The 20,965-nt window shown below is 50.1% G+C and carries 18 protein-coding genes; 6 read left to right on the forward strand and 12 right to left on the reverse strand.

Annotation, left to right across the window (positions count from 1 at the left end; translation table 11 throughout):
* Positions 1-51 precede the first annotated feature (51 nt).
* From DCC85_RS20910 to DCC85_RS20920, 3 genes are all read right to left on the reverse strand, one after another.
* Entirely contained in the window at positions 52-885 is an 834-nt protein-coding gene (locus DCC85_RS20910) for a carbohydrate ABC transporter permease (RefSeq protein WP_108467296.1), read from the reverse strand.
* Between the two features lie 2 nt (positions 886-887).
* Positions 888-1,751, reverse strand: coding sequence for a carbohydrate ABC transporter permease (locus DCC85_RS20915; RefSeq protein WP_442789553.1), 864 nt, complete (start codon positions 1,749-1,751; stop codon positions 888-890).
* A gap of 110 nt (positions 1,752-1,861) precedes the next feature.
* Positions 1,862-3,184: an ABC transporter substrate-binding protein gene (locus DCC85_RS20920; protein ID WP_108467298.1), complete on the reverse strand. Its 1,323-nt coding sequence runs from the start codon at positions 3,182-3,184 to the stop codon at positions 1,862-1,864.
* A gap of 354 nt (positions 3,185-3,538) precedes the next feature.
* On the opposite strand from DCC85_RS20920, the gene DCC85_RS20925 reads away from it, so the two are divergent.
* On the forward strand, positions 3,539-4,717 hold the full coding sequence (locus DCC85_RS20925; protein WP_108467299.1) for a glycoside hydrolase family 130 protein: 1,179 nt from the start codon (positions 3,539-3,541) through the stop codon (positions 4,715-4,717).
* 155 nt (positions 4,718-4,872) lie between these two features.
* The gene (locus DCC85_RS20930; protein WP_108467300.1) at positions 4,873-5,910 is read left to right on the forward strand and encodes a LacI family DNA-binding transcriptional regulator; all 1,038 of its coding nucleotides are present in this window, start codon (positions 4,873-4,875) and stop codon (positions 5,908-5,910) included.
* A 127-nt stretch (positions 5,911-6,037) separates the two neighbouring features.
* Here DCC85_RS20930 and DCC85_RS20935 read toward each other — a convergent pair whose 3' ends face one another.
* From DCC85_RS20935 to infC, 5 genes are all read right to left on the reverse strand, one after another.
* Positions 6,038-6,994 (reverse strand): 1,4-dihydroxy-2-naphthoate polyprenyltransferase, encoded by a 957-nt coding sequence (locus DCC85_RS20935; protein ID WP_108467301.1) that lies wholly within the window; start codon positions 6,992-6,994, stop codon positions 6,038-6,040.
* A 168-nt stretch (positions 6,995-7,162) separates the two neighbouring features.
* On the reverse strand, positions 7,163-7,753 hold the full coding sequence (locus DCC85_RS20940) for a TetR/AcrR family transcriptional regulator (RefSeq protein WP_108467302.1): 591 nt from the start codon (positions 7,751-7,753) through the stop codon (positions 7,163-7,165).
* Positions 7,754-7,929: 176 nt separating this feature from the next.
* Complete coding sequence (locus DCC85_RS20945) at positions 7,930-9,693, reverse strand: methyl-accepting chemotaxis protein (protein WP_108467303.1); 1,764 nt, start codon at positions 9,691-9,693, stop codon at positions 7,930-7,932.
* Positions 9,694-9,855: 162 nt separating this feature from the next.
* Positions 9,856-11,004: a PrsW family glutamic-type intramembrane protease gene (locus DCC85_RS20950; RefSeq protein WP_108467304.1), complete on the reverse strand. Its 1,149-nt coding sequence runs from the start codon at positions 11,002-11,004 to the stop codon at positions 9,856-9,858.
* Complete coding sequence (gene infC, locus DCC85_RS20955; RefSeq protein WP_108467996.1) at positions 11,001-11,486, reverse strand: translation initiation factor IF-3; 486 nt, start codon at positions 11,484-11,486, stop codon at positions 11,001-11,003. The genes DCC85_RS20950 and infC overlap by 4 nt, the downstream gene beginning before the upstream one ends.
* A 106-nt stretch (positions 11,487-11,592) precedes the next feature.
* Between infC and DCC85_RS20960 the strand changes: the two genes are divergently transcribed.
* From DCC85_RS20960 to DCC85_RS20970, 3 genes are all read left to right on the forward strand, one after another.
* Positions 11,593-11,892, forward strand: coding sequence for a hypothetical protein (locus DCC85_RS20960; RefSeq protein ID WP_108467305.1), 300 nt, complete (start codon positions 11,593-11,595; stop codon positions 11,890-11,892).
* A 110-nt stretch (positions 11,893-12,002) separates the two neighbouring features.
* Positions 12,003-12,479, forward strand: a complete 477-nt coding sequence (locus tag DCC85_RS20965) for a DsrE/DsrF/DrsH-like family protein (RefSeq protein ID WP_108467306.1) — start codon at positions 12,003-12,005, stop codon at positions 12,477-12,479.
* Between the two features lie 95 nt (positions 12,480-12,574).
* Positions 12,575-14,101 carry an aminotransferase class V-fold PLP-dependent enzyme gene (locus DCC85_RS20970; RefSeq protein WP_108467307.1) on the forward strand — a complete coding sequence of 509 codons (1,527 nt, stop codon included), beginning with the start codon at positions 12,575-12,577 and terminating at the stop codon, positions 14,099-14,101.
* A gap of 2 nt (positions 14,102-14,103) precedes the next feature.
* On the opposite strand, the gene DCC85_RS20975 is transcribed toward DCC85_RS20970, so the two are convergent.
* The 4 genes from DCC85_RS20975 to DCC85_RS20990 form a co-directional block, all read right to left on the reverse strand.
* Positions 14,104-16,086: a GTP-binding protein gene (locus DCC85_RS20975; RefSeq protein ID WP_108467308.1), complete on the reverse strand. Its 1,983-nt coding sequence runs from the start codon at positions 16,084-16,086 to the stop codon at positions 14,104-14,106.
* Between the two features lie 135 nt (positions 16,087-16,221).
* A complete protein-coding gene (locus DCC85_RS20980) occupies positions 16,222-17,403 on the reverse strand; it encodes an NAD(P)/FAD-dependent oxidoreductase (RefSeq protein WP_108467309.1) in 1,182 nt (393 codons plus the stop codon).
* A 46-nt stretch (positions 17,404-17,449) separates the two neighbouring features.
* Positions 17,450-17,887, reverse strand: coding sequence for a DUF1641 domain-containing protein (locus DCC85_RS20985; protein ID WP_108467310.1), 438 nt, complete (start codon positions 17,885-17,887; stop codon positions 17,450-17,452).
* Positions 17,888-18,438: 551 nt separating this feature from the next.
* A complete protein-coding gene (locus DCC85_RS20990) occupies positions 18,439-20,322 on the reverse strand; it encodes a tetratricopeptide repeat protein (protein ID WP_159081937.1) in 1,884 nt (627 codons plus the stop codon).
* Between the two features lie 265 nt (positions 20,323-20,587).
* Here DCC85_RS20990 and DCC85_RS20995 point away from each other — a divergent pair, with 265 nt between their 5' ends.
* On the forward strand, positions 20,588-20,914 hold the full coding sequence (locus tag DCC85_RS20995; protein WP_108467312.1) for a thioredoxin family protein: 327 nt from the start codon (positions 20,588-20,590) through the stop codon (positions 20,912-20,914).
* Positions 20,915-20,965: the final 51 nt, after the last annotated feature.

Raw genomic sequence — 20,965 nt, forward strand, 5'->3', positions numbered from 1 at the left:
GTTTCTCTCTATGTGGTGTTCCTTTGCAAAAATCAAGCCTATGAACAGAAATTATTTTTCGGAACCTTGTGCAAAGCCGTTGTAAATATACTTTTGCAGGGACAGGAATATGATAAGAATCGGAATGATGGTTATAATAATTGCCGCACTGATGACTTCCCATTGTGCGCCATAAGGACCTTTAAATTTGAACAAGGCCGTCGAGAGCACTTGCAAATGGTCACTTGGCATGTACAGGAATGGAGTATAGAAATCGTTATACACCCCAACGCCCTTCAGAATAATTACGGTCACAATCGCCGGTGCAAGCAGCGGGAAGATGATTCTTCCAAAGATTGTAAAGTAGGAAGCACCGTCCAGCATAGCCGACTCATCCAGCGAAACCGAGATATTATCCAGGAACTGAATAAAGATATATACGGCGATGATATCTGTACCCAGATAGAGAATGATCGGAGCCCCTGGGGTATCTACCAGATGCAAGGCGTTTACGATTTTGTAGGTAGCTACCTGGGTCGTAACGCTTGGAATTAAGGTAGCAAGCAGGAAGGCCCCCATCAGAATTTTGCTGCCACGGAAGTTGAAGCGGTTCAGCACGAATGCGATCATAGCGCCAATCAGAACCGCACCTACGACGGAGATGGCCAGAATATAGAAGGTGTTCCAGAAGCCCAATAACATTTTCCCGTTTACAAAGGCCTTCTGGTAGTTATCAAAGTGCAGCCAATTTGTCGGAGGAGCAAGCGGGCTGCTATTCGCATATTCGGTCTTGTCTTTGAGTGAAGCAAAGAATACGACTAGAATCGGAATAATCGCCGCAAGCGCAGCCAGTACTAAAGTGAGATACTTAAATACGGTTGCGGAGGTATATTTCAGCTTATACATATTTAGTCATCCCCCTTAATCACAAGCCGCTGCACCAAGGTTACAATAATTACGATGATCAGGAGCACTACCGCCATGGCGGAGGCCAGACCGTATTTACCGTACTTGAAGGCCAAGTCCACGGTTTGGATAACGAAGGTGTTACTGCCGTTAGAACCGCCCAGCATGATATATGGAATATCGAACACGCTAATCGCGCCGCTGATTGCCAAAATTAAGTTCAATTGAACGATTTTCTTAATGCTTGGCAGGATAATGTGACGGAATTGATGCCATTTATTAGCCCCGTCAATATCCGCCGCTTCATAAACGTCTTTACCGATGGAGGAAATAGCACCCAGGAAAATAATGAAGTTGGAGCCCATATATCTCCATACGGAGGTTCCAGCCAAAGCAACATTGACTGTACTGGTGTCCAGAAGCCACTTATGTGACAAATTGCCGAGTCCAACAAGGTCAAGCAGTGTGTTTAACGTGCCATCCGGTCTGAAGAAGAACAAGAAGATAAAGCCGATGGCTACCCCGTTAAGCAGGTAAGGGAAAAATAGAATACCTTTGAAGAAGTTCTTAAGCCGCAGCTTATAGCTCAGAATGGTAGCAAAATAGAGAGCTAAGCCCATTTGAACAAACGTAGCTACAAAATAGTACAAACTGACTTTAAATACAGAGAAGTATTTAGGATCTGTAAAGATTGCTTTGTAGTTGTCAAATCCGATGTATTCCTTATGTTTGCTAAGACCGTCCCAGTTCGTAAAGCTATACTTGATCATGTTGAATACCGGGAGGTATGCAAATGTAAACAGCAGAATGACCGGAATAGCCGAGAAGGCGAAAATGATGACCTTCCGCTGCGTTTTATAGCTCATATTCTTAAACACCACTCACACCTCCAATAATCGCGCCTTATGTCTGTATGGAAGAGAGGAAAACGCACCCTCAGTGCGTTTTCCCTAGTCAACTTAACCTCTATCTTTGCTTATTTAGCAAATTTGGCGCGGGATTTCACCCATGCATCATTCAGATCCTTCATAATGTCATCAAAGGACTCGTTGGTGTTGCCGATTGCAGCTTCAATAATGCGTTTCTTAAAGTCAGGCTGCCACAAACCGATTTCGGAGTCCTTGTCGATCTTATCTAAAAGACCTTCTTGGCCTGCTTTGGCAGGAGTTTGCATTTCGAACGCAATGTCAGAGCCTTCGAACTGTTTCAAAGTTGCAGGAAGCTCAGCGCCAATTACAGGGCTCATACCGCCGCCTTCAGTTGTTGGGTAGCCGGATTTGTTAATGAACCAGTCAACCCAAGCGTGTGCAGCTTCTTTGTTCTTGCTCTTGGAGCTTACGCCGATGGTGTAGTCATCAGCAAGAGGAACGATGACTTTCTCAGCATTCGTTGGGAATGGCATAAAGCCGATATCTTCAGGCGTAGAAGTCAAAGCCTGAACTTGTCCAAGTGCCCAGGAGCCGAGTACCATCGTACCGATCTTGCCGTTAGCCAGGTCTGCTTTGGAAGTTTCCCAGTCCGTTGTCGTTGGGTCTTCTTCGATCAAGCCTTGTTTGACAGCATCGTACATGACTTTGTACAGCTCATAGTGAGGTTGGCCCTTCACAAAGTTGTCGTCTGTACTAGGCTGAGTGACGTTGACATAATCTACATTACCAGCGACTGTAGTCAGGTCAGATTCCCATTGAGTAAGCGCCCAGCCGGAAGCATAGTTGGTGTAGAGCGGAACAGCTTCTGTCTTATCTTTAATCGCTTTCAAAGCAGCCATGAACTCATCGATAGTTCTAGGAACCTTCGTGATGCCTGCTTGCTCAAATACTTTCTTATTGTAGAGAAGTCCGGAATAGTTAATGGTGATCGGAATACCGTATACCTTGCCGTCTACCGAACGTTCTTCCAGACCCTTGTACTGCTTGCTCAATTCGCTTAAGTCCCCAAGCGGTTCGAAGAAGTCTGGTGTATCCTCCAACTTAATGCTGGTAGGCAGAAGAAGAACATCGCCATAGTCATTGGAGTTCATCCGAATCTTAATTTGATCTTCATAAGGTGTAATAGCCTGGAACTTCACGTTTACATTTGGATATTCTTTGTTGAATTCTTCAGCGTACTTCTTGAACACTGTATCCACAATATCTGTTCTTTGAGTGATTACAGTGATGTCGCCTTTCGGGCCTCCGCTAGAACCGGTGTTGCCTCCGGTATTGCTTGCTGCGTTATTGTTATTGCTGCCGCAGCCTGTGATCATGGAGAATGCCAACACAGAAGCCATAACTCCCATGAGCGCCTTTCTTTTTTTCATTTGTTGCAACCCCTTTCACGCTATCAAATTAAGTTATCGGTAAGTCACGATTTGATTGTACAATGATACCGCTTTCTCGTCAATCCTCTACAAAAAATTAATTTTGTTGTACTTTTTGAAAGCGCAACCTATACTGTTACTGTAGGATTTTTCTGTAACTTAATCGCAATTAACTTCTTTCTTTTTATAGCGCTAGGTAAGTTAAGTTACAAAACCATGAAAGCGATTGACAACTATCGAGTTAAGTAAGTAATATGGATTTTGTTAGGTTATCGGTAAACTTAAGTTATTTTATTAGGTTTAACTTTAACTTTAATCGCAGTAAACCAACTATAACTAAAAGGGTGATACCGCATGATCCACGAAAAATACAAACAGCTGCTTGAGCAGCAAGAACAACTCATAACTCGCCAAAATGAAGTCAACACCGAATTCTACAACGGTGTGTATGATCGCTATCAGTATCCGGTAATTACACGTCACCATGTGCCGATCCACTGGAGATTTGACCTCAATGCACAGAGCAATCCGCATTTTATGGAGCGGCTTGGAATCAACGCTACATTGAATCCCGGCGCCATTTATTTTGAAGGCAAATATTATATTGTAGTACGGACTGAAGGCCTTGACCGCAAATCCTTCTTCGCCCTTGCTGTCAGCGACAACGGCATCGACAACTTCCGCTTCATTGATACTCCATTAACCTGGGACGATGCGGACCCGGAAGAGACGAACATGTACGATATGCGCTTAGTGAAGCATGAAGACGGTTATATTTACGGTATTTACTGCTCCGAGAAGCATGATCCAGAAGCGCCAGCCTTCGATACCTCCAGCGCCGTAGCCCAAGCCGGTCTGGTTCGCACCAAGGATCTGAAGACCTGGGAGCGCATGCCTAATATTGAGACCAAGTCACCACAGCAGCGGAATGTAGTGCTTCATCCCGAATTTGTAGACGGCAAATATGCCTTCTACACCCGTCCTCAGGACGGCTTCATCTCCACTGGCAGCGGCGGCGGCATTGCCTTTGGAACCTGCGACAACATCGAGCGCCCATTCATTGAGCATGAAGAGGTCATTGATGAGAGAAGATACCATACCGTCTACGAAGTGAAGAACGGTCAAGGTCCCGCTCCGCTCAAGACAGACAAAGGCTGGATTCACATCGCACACGGGGTGCGCAACACGGCTGCCGGACTCCGTTATGTCCTGTACACCTTTGCTACTAGCCTGGAGGATCCAACCAAGGTCATTGCGAAGCCGGGTGGACATTTCATCGCTCCTTATGATGATGAGCGTGTCGGGGATGTATCCAACGTTATCTTCTGTAACGGCGCTGTCGTCAATGAGAAAAATGAAGTGTTCATCTACTACGCATCCAGTGACACGCGTGTGCATGTAGCGACAACTACATTGGAGAAGCTGGTAGACTACACCTTCAACACGCCGGAAGATACCTTCCGCTCTCTTGGAAGCGCAGCTCAGCGCAAAGCTCTGATTGAAGCGAACGAACAGCTGCTGCAAGGCAAGTAAGATCAACAACAAAGGCTCGTTTTGTTGAAGGCATTCTTACAAAAATGTTTGTAAAACCAGCTTCTTTATATTTCCAAACTAAAAATGTATACTGTTTAACAGTAATTAACTCAGGAAAATGCCAGACAGATTGCTTGTTGAAGGTGGTGATCCAAGTGAAAAACAATGTAACGATGCGAGATATCGCGGAGAAGTTGGGTGTCAGCAGTGTAACGGTCTCCAAAGCTCTCAACGATAAGGAAGGAGTAAGCGAGGAGCTCAAGCTCAGAATTAAAAACCTGGCCTCTGAAATGGGGTATCGTTATAATACCGCCGCCAAATCAATCAAAGAAGGCCTTTCCTACAATATCGGCGTAATTATCCCAGAGCGGTTTACAGGGCTTGCGCAATCCTTCTATTTAAGGGTATACCACAGCATCTCCCGCGTTCTGGAGCATTACGGCTATTACGGCATCCTTAATATTCTGACCAATGAAGATGAAGAACAGCTTAACCTGCCTCGCATTTACTATGAGAAGAAGGTAGACGGTATTATCATATTGGGTCAGGTATCGAAGAACTATATCGAGATTGTGGAGAACATGGATCTGCCTAAGATTTTCATGGATTTCTATGATGAGCATGCGGATATTGATTCTGTTGTCACAGACAACTTCTATGCAGCGTATGAGCTGACGAATTACCTGATCCGCCAAGGACACCGCAATATTGCCTATGTTGGGAACCTGTATTCCACCAGCAGTATTCAGGACCGGTTCCTGGGCTATTACAAGTCACTGCTTGAGCACTGCATCCCATTAAATCAGAGCTACATTCTGAATGACCGGGATGAGAAGGGTAAGTATGTGGATATTGATCTTCCCGAGGAATTGCCTACGGCCTTTGTGTGTAACTGCGATCAGGTGGCTTACAATCTGACGCATAAACTTAAAGAGCTGGGACTGGACATCCCTCAAGATTGTTCAGTGGTCGGCTTCGATAACGATATCTATGCCACATTGACCTCACCAAACTTAACGACCGTAGAGGTTGATGTAGAGCAGATGGCAAGAACCTGTGTCAAATCGATTATGGATAAGATCGCAAATCCAAATCGGCGATTCGGCAGAGTGCTGGTGCAGGGCAAGATCATATACCGAGACTCTGTAAGTCAAGCTAAGACCCACACCAAGTCATTTCCCGCCACTTCATAAACGAATGATCTTAACAACAAAAGGCTGCCTGATCTCCAAAGATCAAGCAGCCTTTTGTTCATGGAAGCAGGTTGACAGCCCCATAAGACCTACTCTTGCCGGCATAAAGCCCCTTTCCAAGACTCTCCTAGAAACGGATGGTTAGCAGCAGACACAGTCCAAAAGCAGCTAATCTGGCCGTATTTATAATCATAAAGTTACGCACGGACAGCTTGAAGGTATCCTTCTTCGTCGGATGGGCCTCGAACCTCCGGATATTTTTATGCACTGGGATCAGCGTCAGAAGCATCGGCAGCACCAGGTATATAGGAACCCGCAGGAAGAGCAGCACGAACAGGTCAAGGTAGGCCATATAATATAGCACTCTAAACAGCATGAGGGCTTTACGTTTCCCAATATACACCGGAAGAGTGTATCTGCGGTTCTCCCGATCCTCCTCCATATCACAAATATTGTTCGCCAGCATAATGTTGGCAATGCCGAACACGGCCGGAAGACAGGTGAGGAAGAGCAGCACAAGCTCATCCAGCTGCAGCCGAAGCTGCACTTCCCCACCCTGGAGGCTAAGGGCAGCCAGCTGCCCTTCGTCTGCATGAATGTACACGGCGATGAACACGATAACAAACCCCATGAACAAACCAGAGAACAACTCTCCCAGCGGCATACGTGAGATCGGAATCGGCCCGAAAGAATACAGAATGCCTACAAGGAACGATAATCCTCCGAGCAGCAGCACAAGCAGATCTGTCCGCACATAAAGTGCGATGCCTCCGCCTATTGCAAGGATCAGCAGCCCGAACAGCACGCAGAGGACAGCAGACTCTCTTAGCTTCCCTTGGACAATCGGGTTATGCACTTCATAGCCATAGCCTCTCCTGCTCTCTGCCTTCTTGAAGTCAAAATAGTTATTCAACACCGTTGTTGCCATATCAAACGCAAGCAGCGAGCACAGCATAATCATAAAGTTAATCCAGCCAAAGGCCTGAAATCGAAACGCAGCGTATAAAGAGCCCATAAGAAAAGGAATAAGGCTCGCCAGCTTGGTCCGCAGCTCCACCAATTGTACAAAGCGGCTGAGGGTCATCTTCATCTCCATCCTTGCTCGGGTCTATTTTTGTTAAAAACATGATATCTTAACTTTAAAAAAATATCGCCGATATTGTTCATTGACATCCCGCTTCAGTGTCTATATAAACAAAGCACCAGTATGCGGAAGGGACTCCCTTCCGCATACTGGTGCTATCTCTGCTTGCTATTCATCTGTCGCCATCATGCCGTTGAAGAAGATCTCCACGACTTGCCCTGCCAAGCTAGAGGCATCCTTATACCCCGTTAGCAAATAAGTAAAGGTCAGCTGCTCGATCACACCCATGAGAGCCGCAGAGGCAATCTCCATATCCAGATCGTTCCTGAAGTAGCCGGCCTCTTGTTCAACAATAAGATTCTCCTGCATCATCTCTGCAATTTCGGCCTTAATCTCGTCCGCTTCACCAGCTGCCCTCAGCCCGATTCTTGTCAAATCCCCATGCAGGATGAAGAATGAGAATATCCGTTCCAATCCGGCCTTAATGCGAGCAGGCAAGTGTTCGGTTTGAATTCCCGCCTCAAGCCGGCTGCGGGTAATCAGTTCCTTGAACCGGCTGCGAAACTCGCCAACGAGCTCTTCATAGATCGCCTCTTTGCTCGCAAAGTAAAGATAGAAGGAAGGCTGTGTCAAGCCTGCTTGGGCAACGATGGAGCTGATCTTGGTTCCGTGAAATCCTTGGAGCGCAAATTCGCTTGCCGCTGCACGCAGAAGACGTTCTTTGCTTCTTCTGCCCTTTTCCCCTCTGGCCTTATCCATAGTTCCCTTCACACCTCTTCCAAGTATCCTTAAGTTCGTTCTTGTCACATCCTTGTATTATGCAAGTTATATATGGATTAGGTCAAGCTTGGAAGGTGATAACCGCTTTAGACAAATAGCCGGTAAAGTACCTTGATAACCAAGGAACTCTACCGGCCGCACTTTTAACCATGGACTTATAATTTAAAGCGGCTGACCGTCTCACGAAGCTGCTGTGCCATTTCGTTGAGCGAAGCAACCGAGAAGGCCATCTCTTCCATCGAAGCCTGCTGTTCCTCCGCGGACGACGCCACATTCTGCGTGAAATCAGAGGTTTGCTTCGAAATACTGGACAGCTCGTGCAAGGAGGCCGTCACTTCCTCGGAGCCAGCAGACATTTGTTCGGAGGAAGCGGATACCTCCATAATTTGCCGTGTTACTTCTTCCACGGATTTCACAATGGAAGTGAAGGCCGAGTTCACAGCGGTTACCGTCTCCGACATGCCATCCACTTCTGTGGCACCCTTCTTCATCGCCTTCACAGCTTGTTCCGTTTCCGCTTGAATGACCTGGATCAGCTCATAAATCTTCTCCGTGGAATTCCGGGACTGTTCAGCCAATCCGCGAATCGAATCAGCCACCACCGAGAAACCGCGGCCATGCTCACCCGCCCGCGCCGCTTCAATCGCTGCATTCAGGGCGAGCAGATTCGTCTGCTGTGCAATTTCCGAGATCATACCGGTGATGTTACCAATCTCTTTGGAGAGCTCTCCAAGGTGAAGAATCGTTCCCGAAGCATCGTTAACCGCTTCACGGATTAGTCCCATCTGCTGCAGGTTGCGCTCCACTTGCTCGCCGCCCCGCTCAGCCAGCTGCAGGGCACTCGATGAGGATTCTACCGCAGCGGAAGCCGATTCAGCAATGCGCTGAATCCCCACAGTCATTTCTTCCATGCCTCTTCCGCTCTCCTCCGTGCTTCGCAGCTGGCGTTCACTGCCTGCCGCCACATCCGTAATGGATCTGGTGATGGCTTGAGAAGCCTCCGATGTCTGACGCGAGCCCATCTCAACTGCCTGTGAGGTTCTTGCCATCTCTTCAGAGGAATGATGAATATGCTGTATCATCTCACGGATATTCTCAATCATGAGACCGAAATAGCTAGACAGCTGACCAATTTCATCCTTACGCTTAATATTCGGCGTCTCAGTCAGGTCCCCGGACGCCACCTTTTGCGTTATCCGTGTCAACTGACCAATCGGACGAAGCAGCCAATAGATCAATAAGGTAAGCAGCACAGTGGCAAACAGAGCTACAACAAGGCCAATTACCAGTGCCGACCCAAGTCTTCCCTTTAAATCTGAGAGAATTGTGTTGTAATCGAAATCAAGCCCGACCAGTGCGATCATTTTCCCGGACTCATTCTTCACCGGAGCAATGACACTGATCCATTTCCCTGCTTTGTCCGTATACACCGAAGTGCGGCCAAACCCCGACTTCTTGGCTTTATCTACAGCCTGCTTAAAAGTCTCGCTCATCTCATAAGACGTATAAGGCTTCTGTCCCGTTTTGTAAAGCGCCTGATTTGCCATCAGCAGGGTGAGAGAAGACTTGCCGTCCTTATCTGAAGCTTCTGGGGATAGAAGATATGTATTGGCGATCAGCCCAGTACCGCTGAACATGTCCAGCTTCTGCTGAACCTCTCTGTACCAAATTTGGTTCAAGTCCGCATTGGAATCCGTCTTCAGGCGCATAAGCGTCTGCTCTAGTGTGCTCGCCTGCTGCTCTAACGGCTTCTGAATAAGCACCAGGTCGGATTTCAATTGGGAGTAATATAAAGTCCTCTGCTGATTATAGGACAGTATGACTAGCACGATAATCACTAGAATAATGCTGATAATGGTCAAACCGCTTAATCTGGTGATCATACTTCCTTGAAGCCGTTTTAGCTTTTGTTGTAGCATTATTTCACTTCCACCCTTTCTCTCTTAATTCCCTCTTCCTATTATTGTCGTCATTCCAATTGGAAAAGTTTAGATTTTCTTTAAGAGTTTTCTGTAAAAATACGAAAAAAACCGGGATATAGATCCCGGATTCCTTACAATTAATAGGACTTTTGAAGCTTTTTACAGTGAAGGGTTTACAGTTGAATCTGCAGACCCCCCTGTATAATAACGAGTAGTCCTCTCACGTTTGAGGTTGGAGATTTCCTTCAGCCCCGCCCCCATGACAGCAAAAGCGATGACCCAAGAAATTAGCATAAGCAGCAGCTGCAAGAAGGGAATCTCGGTTGAAGTGAACCAAGGCATATCCCAGAGCGCATGCAGCAGGGCCACAATGCCGAACATACGCAGGAAGCGCAGATCCTTCAGCATAGACCAGGCAAAGGGCTGATCTCCCTTCACCATGCACAGAGCAGCACCGGACAAAGCTGCCCAGACAATATGTCCGCCTGGAGCCAGAACCCCTCGCCAGAAGATGGTGGTGTACATCGTATGCATGTCCCCGTACAGTGCCATCCTCAGCGCGTATCCGGCCGATTCAAACGCTGCAAACCCTGCGCCGATCGCTGAGCCGATGAGCAGCCCGTTCAGTATGTAAGGATACTTTTGCTTGCGGAGAAACCAGAGGATCACCAGCACCTTGGCCGCTTCCTCCACAAGCCCGATGATAACGACACTTCCCTGATTGCCAATCTGGTCGAAAATAAAGACCGCAGCGACCAGCGACAACACGCCACCGACAAAAAGCATCTTGATCACCTGGTAGATCGAGATATTGCGTGGAGCGTTCATCTCCCAGAAGAAGATCAAAATGGTAAAGGGAACAGCAAAGGACCCCATAGTGATTAGGCCCGGCAGAAAATTAATGTTATGGAACTGTTCCACCCCTATGTATAGGCCGAAATACAAAAGGGCTACCAGCGCAAAGACACGGGCAAACAGCCAGGGCTTGGGCCACGTCTCCGCCACCTCCCAAATTCCCGGCGTAGTTCGCGTCGTGCCAACGAAGAACAGCCTTTCTGCTTCCTCTTCCGTATGCTTTGCGAATACGCGGGAGAATACCTCTCTAAGCTTCAGCTCAGTAGGTGTGCTAACACCAGCAGCCCGGTTGATCTGGTCCGCAATATTCCCCATGACTCCGCGGAGCGAAGGCTCGGATGCCTCAGGCCCCCTTGCCTCCTGCCCGGAGGTTTCTAGATTTAACCGCGCTCCGCATGAGGAGCAGAAATTGGCCCCTTCCATACGGTAATGATCGCACTGCGGACAGCTCATTGGCCCCCTCCTAACGGAACAACCTCTACCTGGGCCTGCTTGCCGCTCACTGCAATGCCTGTCTTGGCCCATCCTGCCTCCTTAAGATCGCGAAGCAGCTCCTCCAGCAGGGCTTTGGCGCGCGCTCCCTCTTTGCCTGTGAGCTTCACATTCAACAGCACGCGATCCCCGCCTTGAAGCAGCTTCAGCGCCTGATTGCGCTTCGTCTCATAATCATGGTCCTCAATGGACGGCGTAAGCCGAATCTCCTTCAGCTTTGATTCTCGGCCTTCGCGGCGCGCCTGCTGTGCTTCCTGTCTCACGGCTCCCGCTCCAATCAGCCGGCAGGGCGGCGGACTCTGCATCAGAGAATCGCACACCAGATCCACCCGAAGCTGCTTCGCCAGCGCCAGTGCTTCCACTGTGGGGACGATCCCCAAGTCCTCTCCGTTAATTCCGGTTAATCGTACCTCCGAAGCTTTGATCTTCTCGTTCTTGATCATTTGTGATTCACCGAGCCTTTCGTTATATTTAAGGATATCATCCGGACCCGGATGACAGTTCACCTGAAAATTAAGACCTTTCATTATCTCATAAGGAGACTATATTATGAATTCAAAAGAAAGAGAAGAACGTATTATTCAAAGCTACCGTGAAGATGAGCAGATGATGATCCTTGTATTTGCCCAGTGGTGCGTCAATCATGATCTAGATCCGGCCGAGCTGTACAGAAGAGCCTATCCCCAGCAGGAGGAGAACACCGCATTGCAGCAAGCTATAGAGCTTACCGTTCCGAAGGAAGAAGCCGGGGAGATCGGCGATCAGACGCTGCTAGACGTGCTGTCCATGTACGAGAACGAAGACCTTGCTATTGTCGTTACAGAGGAAATTTCCAAGCGGCCTAAATAATATGTACCCAAGGCAGCCCCGTTGAATTTTGTGTGAACCGGGAATATCCCTTATCCTGCCAAGCGATACTAAGCCCATCTCCTATTGAATAATGGAAGGGGGCCTAGTCCATGGATAAACGCTTGAGCCTGCTGATGTTCAGCGGGGATTATGACAAAGCGATGGCCGGACTGATTCTGGCGAATACCGCACGGGATATGGGGATGGAGGTTACCATGTTCTTTGCCTTCTGGGGTCTGTCCCTGATCAGAGACCCGGACAAGATGACCTTGGAGGATAAGACAGCCTATGAGAAGATGCTGGATCTGTTCACACCCAAAGGACCGGAGGCTCTGCCGATGTCCCGCATGAACTTTAGCGGGCTTGGAAAGTGGATGCTGGAAGAAATGATGGAGGAGCAGGATGCGCCGCGGCTGATTCATTTTCTGAAAGGAGCCCGCAAGAAGCAGGTCAAGTTCTATGCCTGCAAGCTGTCTGTCGACATCATGGGCTTTAAGCAGGAGGAATTTCTGCCGGAGACAGAAATTGTCGAGGCCAAGGTTTACCTGGAGGACGCCCTGACCTCGGACATTCAGCTGTTCATTTAACATGGATAAGCCTAGAAACATAGGCTTTAACCCAGATCCCTGCCGCCGCATACACTGTAGCAAATCAGTAGAACACGGCAGGGGGAAAATCAAGCATGCCTACCCAGAATCATCACCAGCATCTCAGCCCGGAAAACTTAGAACAGCACTTCGCTGCTTACCGGCAGCAAATTATCGGGATTGATCAAGCCTTCGCCACACCCTACGGCGACCGCAAAATTCTATATGCCGATTGGGCGGCTTCAGGCCGCCTGTATACACCGATCGAGCACAAGCTGTCCGAATGGCTCGGTCCCTTCGCCGCGAATCCGCACACCGAGTCCAACCTGACCGGCTCGATCATGACCCAGGCCTACGAGGAGGCAAAGCGGATCATCAAGCGCCATGTGCACGCTGCCGAGGATGATATCGTTCTGTTCACCGGAGCAGGCATGACGGGGGCCGTGAACAAGCTTCAGCGCCTGCTCGGCCTGAAGGTTCCCACCTGGATCAGCCGGACCCTCAAGCTCCCAGAGGAGGACAGACCGATCGTGTTCGTCACCCATATGGAGCATCACTCCAACCAGCTGTCCTGGGCGGAGAGCATTGCTGATGTGGCCCTGCTGGAGCCGGGCGGAGACGGGCTTGTCGATCCTGAGCAGCTGGAACAGCTGCTCAGGCAGCATCGGCACCGTCGCTGCAAGATCGGCGCCTTCACCGCCGGCTCCAACGTCACCGGCCTGCGCACGCCCTACCGCGCGCTAGCCCGCAAGATGCATGAGCATGGCGGCTTGTGCTTTGTCGATTTTGCCGCCAGTGCGCCCTATGATCCGATCGACATGCACCCAGAGGGTGCGCCGCTTGAGGATCTGGACGGGATCTTCTTCTCGCCGCACAAATTTCTGGGCGGGCCAGGGGGCGCCGGCGTCCTCGTCGTGAACAGCCGGCTGTGCCCCGGGCCCGTGCCTGATAGCCCGGGCGGCGGCACCGTCCTCTGGACGGATCTCTGGGGCGGGCGGGATTATGTGCCTCGCGCCGAGGTGCGCGAAGACGGCGGCACGCCCGGCGTACTCCAGGCGGCGAAGGCCGCCCTGGCCGTCCAGCTGAAAGAGTCGATGGGGCTAAGCCAGATCCGCCAGCGCGAACAGCAGCTGACAACACAGCTGCTGGAGGGACTGATGAATATTCCCCAGGTTTATGTACTGGAGGGGGAGAAGCAGGACCGGCTTGGCGTCGTGTCCATTCTGTTTAGAGACATTCACTACAACCTCGCTGTCAAGCTGCTGAACGACCACTACGGCATCCAGGCCCGCGGAGGCTGTTCCTGCGCCGGGCCTTACGGGCATTACCTGCTGGGGCTGACTCCTGCGGAGTCACAGCGAATTCGCAAAGCTGTCATAGCCGGAGATCTATCCGCCAAGCCCGGATGGGTCCGGTTCTCTCTTCATCCCTCTATGACTTCGGCCGAGATCCACAGCTTGATCCGGGCCGTGCAGGCCATCGCGCTGGAAGGCCATAAATGGATGACCGATTATACCTACAATCCGGCTGCCAATGAGTGGCGCCATGTCCGATTTGCCCCGGCTGCCGACCAGGAATACCGCAGCCTCACACCTGGCCTCCCGGGGTTATTTCAACTGTAAGCTTATCCTTGCAGCGCCTTGCGCACAGTCAGAATATACTTCGACTGATCGAGCGGGTTCACTCCCCGGCGGGGACGCTCTGCCTTCACGTCCTCCGGACATTCTTCGTACCCTGCAAAGAAGGTAGCCATCGTCCCTCTCCCCTTGGTCAGGGATCCAAGCTCCACCGGATATTCCATTGATGTGGCCAAAGGAACGCGCCCTTCGATCATCATGCGATCTCCCAGCAGCTGTGGCGGCTCAAAGGTGCCCCGCATTTGAATCAGGTCATTCATGACACGTCCCCCATTCTCTTCCGGCACCGTAATGCGAAAATTTAGGATCGGCTCAAGCAGCCGGGTCCCGATCCGCGCCAGGCCATCCATAATGCCCATAGGGGTAGCTACCGCGAAATCCAAAGGGTGCGTGTGCCACACATGATGCTCTCCCTCGGTCAGGGTGATCTTCACATCTACCACTTCCCAGCCGTACAGACCTTGCTGCAGCGCCTCAGGGACACGGCGGGCCACCTCATTCTGATATTGCGGGAGAAGGTCCTCTGCCCGAACTCGGGCTTCGTAAGCAATCCCGCTGCCACGAGGCCCCGGCTCCATGGCAAATCGCAGAATAGCCCAGCAAGGCTTCGGCATCGTATAGGCAATAAATCCTTCTCCGGCTCCCTTCAGGGTCTCCTTATAAATAACGGAAGGCTGACCAAAGCGCACCTTAAGCTGATACCTGCTCTCCAGCACACTGATTAGCATCTCCAGCTGGATCGGGCCCATGACCTTCACATGCAGCTCACGCTCGTCCTGCATCCACTGCACATCCAGAAGCGGATCTTCATCGGATAACTCCTGAAGCGCCTGCACCAGCTTGGGGTAATCCGCTTCATTTAGCCAGTGCGCCTGCACAGTCAACAGCGGCACAGCCAGCCGCGCTTCCTCCGGAATACCGTGAGGGTCGCCGAGAATATCGCCAATGCGCACATTCGCCATCCCGCAGACGGCGGCAATGTCCCCGGCTTCAAGGCATCCGGCATCCTCTGAGCGTCCGCCCTCAACCCTTCGAATTTGCGTAACCTTCTCTTCAATATTTTGCGTATGATTGCGGATGCTGTCCCGGTTACGAATGGTGCCCGCATACAGCCGGACAAAGGCCATCCGGCCCATCGCCTTGTCCCGCTCAATCTTGAAGACGATGCCGGAGACCGGAGCATCGGCTGCGCCCTTAGGCTCCGGCAAATACTCCAGCATGGCATCCATAAGCTGGGTAATGCCGATTCCCTTGCCGGAGGCTCCATAGAGGAGCGGATACCATTCCGCTTTGCGCGTAAGCCGCGCAGCCTCTTCCCTCCACTTTGCCGCAGAAATGTGCTCGCCTTCCAGGTACCGTGCAAGCAACTCTTCATTTGGCTCAGCGATGCTCTCTAGCAGGGAAGTAGGCTCCTTGCCGGAGGCAGCGTCCACGTCTTCCCATAAATCTTCAATCCCGCGAAAATCCTGAGCCTCTCCCAGCGGACGCTGAATAGGCGTCACGGCAGAGGATAAATATTTGTGAATATCCTCAAGCACGGCAGCTGCGCGAACTCCAGTGCGGTCCATTTTGTTGACATACACAATGGTGGGGATCTTCAGCTTGCAGAGCGCATTCCAAATCAATTCCGTCTGGGCCTGCACTCCCTCTGCGGCAGATACAATTAACACCGCTCCATCCATCACCCTTAATGAACGTTCTACTTCGGATAGAAAGTCAACGTGTCCCGGAGTATCGACCAGGTTCACCTGAACCCCCTTCCATGTGAAGGAGGTGGTGGCTGCCCTTACGGAGATGCCGCGTTCTTTTTCAATATCCAGCCAGTCCGTCACCGCCGTCCCCGAGTCCACACTCCCCAAGGTCCGCGTCCGGCCGCTTTCGTATAAAATATGCTCTGTCGTTGTCGTCTTTCCGGCATCGACATGCGCAAAAATTCCTATATTTCGCTTCAGCTTTCCTGGATGGGTCATGGTGAGTTTCTCCTATAAATGAAAAGGTTTTCTCCCCCTATTGTATTACAATCGCTGCCGGTTGAAAAAGAGAGGACAGCAAAAAGACCGCCTCCTGCCTAGGGGCAGGAAAGCGGTCTGAATTCGCGTATGCGATTAGTAAGCCAGTGCGAACAGGCCTTTGATATGTGCCAGATAGCGCATATTACTTGCTTCTTTCATCAGGGAAGCCGGCATCCCTTTCAGACGGGTAGAGCTTCCGCCTACCATTGCGATTCCGTCTTTACGTCCAAGGCTTCCGAGTGTACCGGAGCTTACATAATGGAAGGATTCCATGGTGCCGCCCTTGAGGAATGCAGACAGATTATAACCTACAGTTTCACCCATGTGCCAAGCGATTTGCGCTGTTGGCGGGTAAGGGCGCTCAGCGCCAGGAGCAAAGACAACTGCGCTGTCGCCTGCAAGGAAGATATCCTTGTGGGAAGTCGATTGAAGAGTCTCCGTAACGGTCGCACGGCCACGGTTCACTTCAATGCCGCACTCGGCAACGATCGAGTTGCCTTGCACGCCGCCGGTCCATACCAGCGTGGAAGTCTCGATGGAACGTCCGTCCTTCAGGAAGACTTCCTTCTCTTTCATTTCGGTAATTGGCACGCCCGTCACGAATTTCACGCCGCGCTTCTCAAGGCTAGTCGTAGCACGCTCTACAAGCTCAGCAGGGAATCCAGCCAGAATGGTTGGTCCAGCTTCTACACAGTAGAGAGAAACTTCGTTGAAGTCGATGCCTCTTTTACGGCACATTTCCGGAAGTTCGTCCGCAAATTCACCGACAAGCTCTACACCTGTCAAGCCTCCGCCGCCAATTACAATGGTAGCGTCCGCTTTGTTCTTGGATACCTTGTAAGCATCCAGGCGCTCTTCAACCTGTCTGAAGACGCGATGCGCCTCGTCAACAGATTTCAGTGTCAAGCTGTACTCCTTCAGTCCTGGAATTCCGAAGAATGCTGTTTCACTTCCAAGAGCGATAACCAAGGCGTCATAGCTGTATGTAGCTCCGCCAGCAAGCTGAACCTTCTTCTCATCCGGCTTAATGGATTGAACCGAGTCAACCACGAGGTTGATATTCTTTCCGCGGAAGAGCTTCTCCAGAGGTAGAGCTACTGCCTTCTCGTTGATGTTACCTGCCGCCAAACGGTGGAGCTCTGTAATAATCTGATGGGTCGGAAAACGGTTCACAACTGTGATTGTCGCCTCGTCTGCACTTAGGTATTCCCGAGCCGTCAATGCGCTCAGCAATCCGCCGTATCCGCCGCCCAAAATCAAAATTTGCTTCGACATATCCATCCTCCATTCTGTATTCTGCCTGTATCGTAACGTTCAATAATTAACGCTGTTGTTTGTTGCGATCGGACAAGATGTCCAGGTAAGCCTGGCCAAAGCGCAGAGCCTTCTGTACATTAGGGTCTTTCAGCATCTTGAGCATTCCGAACAAGCCGATTGAAGACTGATCATTCTGTGCGCGGTCATTGGCTTCAATCGCTGCAGAAGCAGCACCTTTGACTTTACCAATCACAGGACCAGCAACGCCGCTAAAGCCTGCCTTGATATCATCAACGAACACCTTGTCACCGGCAAGACTATTTGCAACATCATAGAACTTGGTCAGGACAGTAACCATCTCAGTAAGCTTAGGCAAATTCTCCACGAGGGTTGTCAACGATTGCTGCACCTCGGGCTTCATCAATTGGTCAAGCACATCATTGGTTTCCGGCGCAGCCGCTGGAACTTGCGCAGACTCATTTTGATTCATAGTTTGTGACATTTGGAACGTCCTCCTTTGCAATGAAATAATAGTCCGTTAAACTGGGGCACCTTGTAAATAAGGATATTCCCTAAATGAATACCTGCCTGCTTCTGCGGAAGGATTAGTAACCCCCGCTCTCGTAAGTCAATTACCCATAAAAAAGAGCCCTTACGCTTGGGCTTGCCAAAAAACGGACGGCCGCTAACGGTTCTTTATTCTGGGTTCATATCTGACAAATTTGTGAATAGTCACAGGCCGAACGGAACTCTATATCCTTATATTACACCTTTTAAATATCAAGATAAATTATTTTTTTTACTTTTCACCATTTTTCACAAACAAAATATGCGCTTTAGCCTTGCATTTTCTGAATATACCCGACTTATTCTCTGTATTTCATACATTTTCCACAAATTTCAACCCCATCGGTCACTTTGTTAACTTGTTGTAACAGATGGCCTATATGTAATATACGCCAAAGCATTAGAAATTATTTTTAGCACTTCATACTTTTTCGAAATCCGGCGGCAGACCATTGGTTTCCCCCATCTGGCCACCGCCCAGGACAATTAAGACAATAGCGGCCGGTTGCCGTAGAATTCACTAAGCTCAGCAGCCGCTTTACCGAGGATGTCGCTGCTGAACCCTGGCAGCTGCTCAATGCTGTGAATACGTTCTTCCAGGGTCAGCTCTGCTTTGCCTCCAATGAATAAGCCCCACTGCACCAGCTGAGCAACGCAGAGATCAAACTGCATTTGGCTATAGTAAATTTGCGCTTTGCGGTAATGGCTGCCTGCATGCCCCATATCCAAACTCAAAGCACGGTCGTACTCCTGAAGGGCCAGCTCCTCCCTGTCCATCTCCTGATAAATGACGCCCAGGTTGTAATATTTGATCGCCTGCTCCGGCATATCCTCGTTAAAACGTCTGATATCTTTCAAAGCCGCCTCGTAATCGCCCAGCCTGTAGCTGGCCTGCCCGCGCAGATAGATAAGATCCCGGTTCCCCGGATCCTTCTCCATTCCGAGCGTAGCCATTCGCACCGCACTGTCCCACTGCTCCAGCTCCATGTAGCATTCCCCCATGGTCTCATACAGCTCAGCATCGGATTCCAGGCTGATTCCGAGCGCCCGGCTGAGGCTCGAAATAGCCAACTCCCATTGATGCAGACCTTTAAGAACATAGCCTGCGGCCTTGTGATAGTACGGCGTCTGCGCAAAGGCTTGATCCAGCGCAGGAATGACTTCGAGATCCTTCCAAGCTTCTTCAAATCGGTGCTGAACAAAATAGATAAAGCTGCGCTTGAGTCGGAAATCCGGAATGTCTTCAAGCTCGATCGCTCTGGTATAGGCCTGTTCCGCTTCTTCAGCTTGGTACATTTGCTTGTAGATTTCACCTTGCTGAATATAATTCAGCGGATCATCCTCTTCGATTGCAATGAGCTGCAGATTGGCTTGCAGGGCCTGTTCAGCCTTCTCCTCTCTTAAGTATGACTCCGCAAGAAGATAATAAGGAATCGCGAGGTCAGGCTGAATCGCAATCAGCGCCTCCAGCTCGGCACGAGCCTGTTCCTCCAGCCCTTGATCACGATACAAAGCTGAGTGTTCAAGATACACCTTAGGCAATGCCGGGTGCTGTCTCTTCGCTGCATCCAAATCCAGCTTAGCCTCCGCATATTGACCGTTCTCACGGTACAATTCCGCCCGCCGCAGCAGCAGGTCGGCCGCTTCCGGATACAGCTCCAGGCCACTGGTCAATGCGGCAATAGCCTCGTCCACCTGATTCTCTTCCGCGTAAATGTTCGCGAGCAGAAGTCGGAACCCGTACCAGCTCTCCATTTGCTTCTGAAAGGTTTCAAAGGCCCCATAGCTGTAGGACAGCCGGACCGTAATCTGCAGTCCTTGATCAGGCATAAATTGAAAATCATTCAAACGGTCAATGGCCTTAAGCGTGTAATCAATAGCCGCCTGATTCTGATCCAGCTGATAATAGGATAAAGCCGTATAGTAGTAAAATATCGGGATCACCCGATCAGGATCGGAGGACGCTTGCAGGAAGCACTCGAGAGCGCTCTTGAAATCCCGCATTTCATAGTAAATGCTCCCCAGCTCATAGTATGTAGTGATCGCGCTATGCTCATCCTCGTGAAGAATGCAGGCACGAAGGTCTGCTGCAGCTTCCTCCAGCCTATCCAGCCTCCGGTAAGTAATGCCGCGTGTGTACCAGACCATAGGATTCTCCGGCAGCAGTTCGGCCGCCCGGTCCAAATCCGGCAGCGCCTCCTCATACCGTCCCGCCTCCCTAAGCAAATGAGCCCGCCGCTCATAAAGGTACCCTGACGGCTCTGCAGCAATCGCCTCTGACAGCAGCCGAATCGCCTTCTCTTCGTCCCCGGTGGCCACTAGAATTTCCGAATAATCAACGATTGCCGGAAAATAACGCCGTCTAATCATATAATTCTCTGCTTTGGATAGACACGATTTTGCGCGTTGTATATTTCTTTTCTTATACTCATTTCGACCTTTACGAATAAGTAATTCAAATAGTGGATTCATCGTAACCTCTGTTTCGTATAGATTTTTGTGATACATCTTCGATTTCAGTCTAGCAGCTATCAAAGCTTCCGAGTGTTGCAGCGGCTTCAGCTCTCCCGCTATAATATGGATTAACCCGTAAAGGGGCTATAACTCACCTGCAAGGAAGGAGAACGACAAGATCATGGAGAGAATTGAATCCGAAGAACAATATAAGAGCCTTATTCAGACTGATGGATATACCGTTATAAAATATGATACCAGCTGGTGCCCGGACTGCAAAAACCTGGACCGCTTCATGGGCCCCATTATCGAGGAGAACCAAGACAAGGCGTTCTATGCCATGGATGCTGAGAAGTTCCAACATATCGCCGAAGAGAATGAGGTTCGCGGCATTCCAAGCCTTCTTGTCTACCAGAACGGCCAGAAGGTCGCTCATCTTCACAGCAAGTTTGCCAAGACCCCTAACGAAATCCGGGAATATCTGCAAACTCTCGAATCCAAAAAATAACCTGTTTCTTATCACAAAAAAGGCAGCCTTCATCAAATAGGAAGGCTGCCT

Source organism: Paenibacillus sp. CAA11 (assembly GCF_003060825.1).
GTDB lineage: Bacteria > Bacillota > Bacilli > Paenibacillales > Paenibacillaceae > Fontibacillus.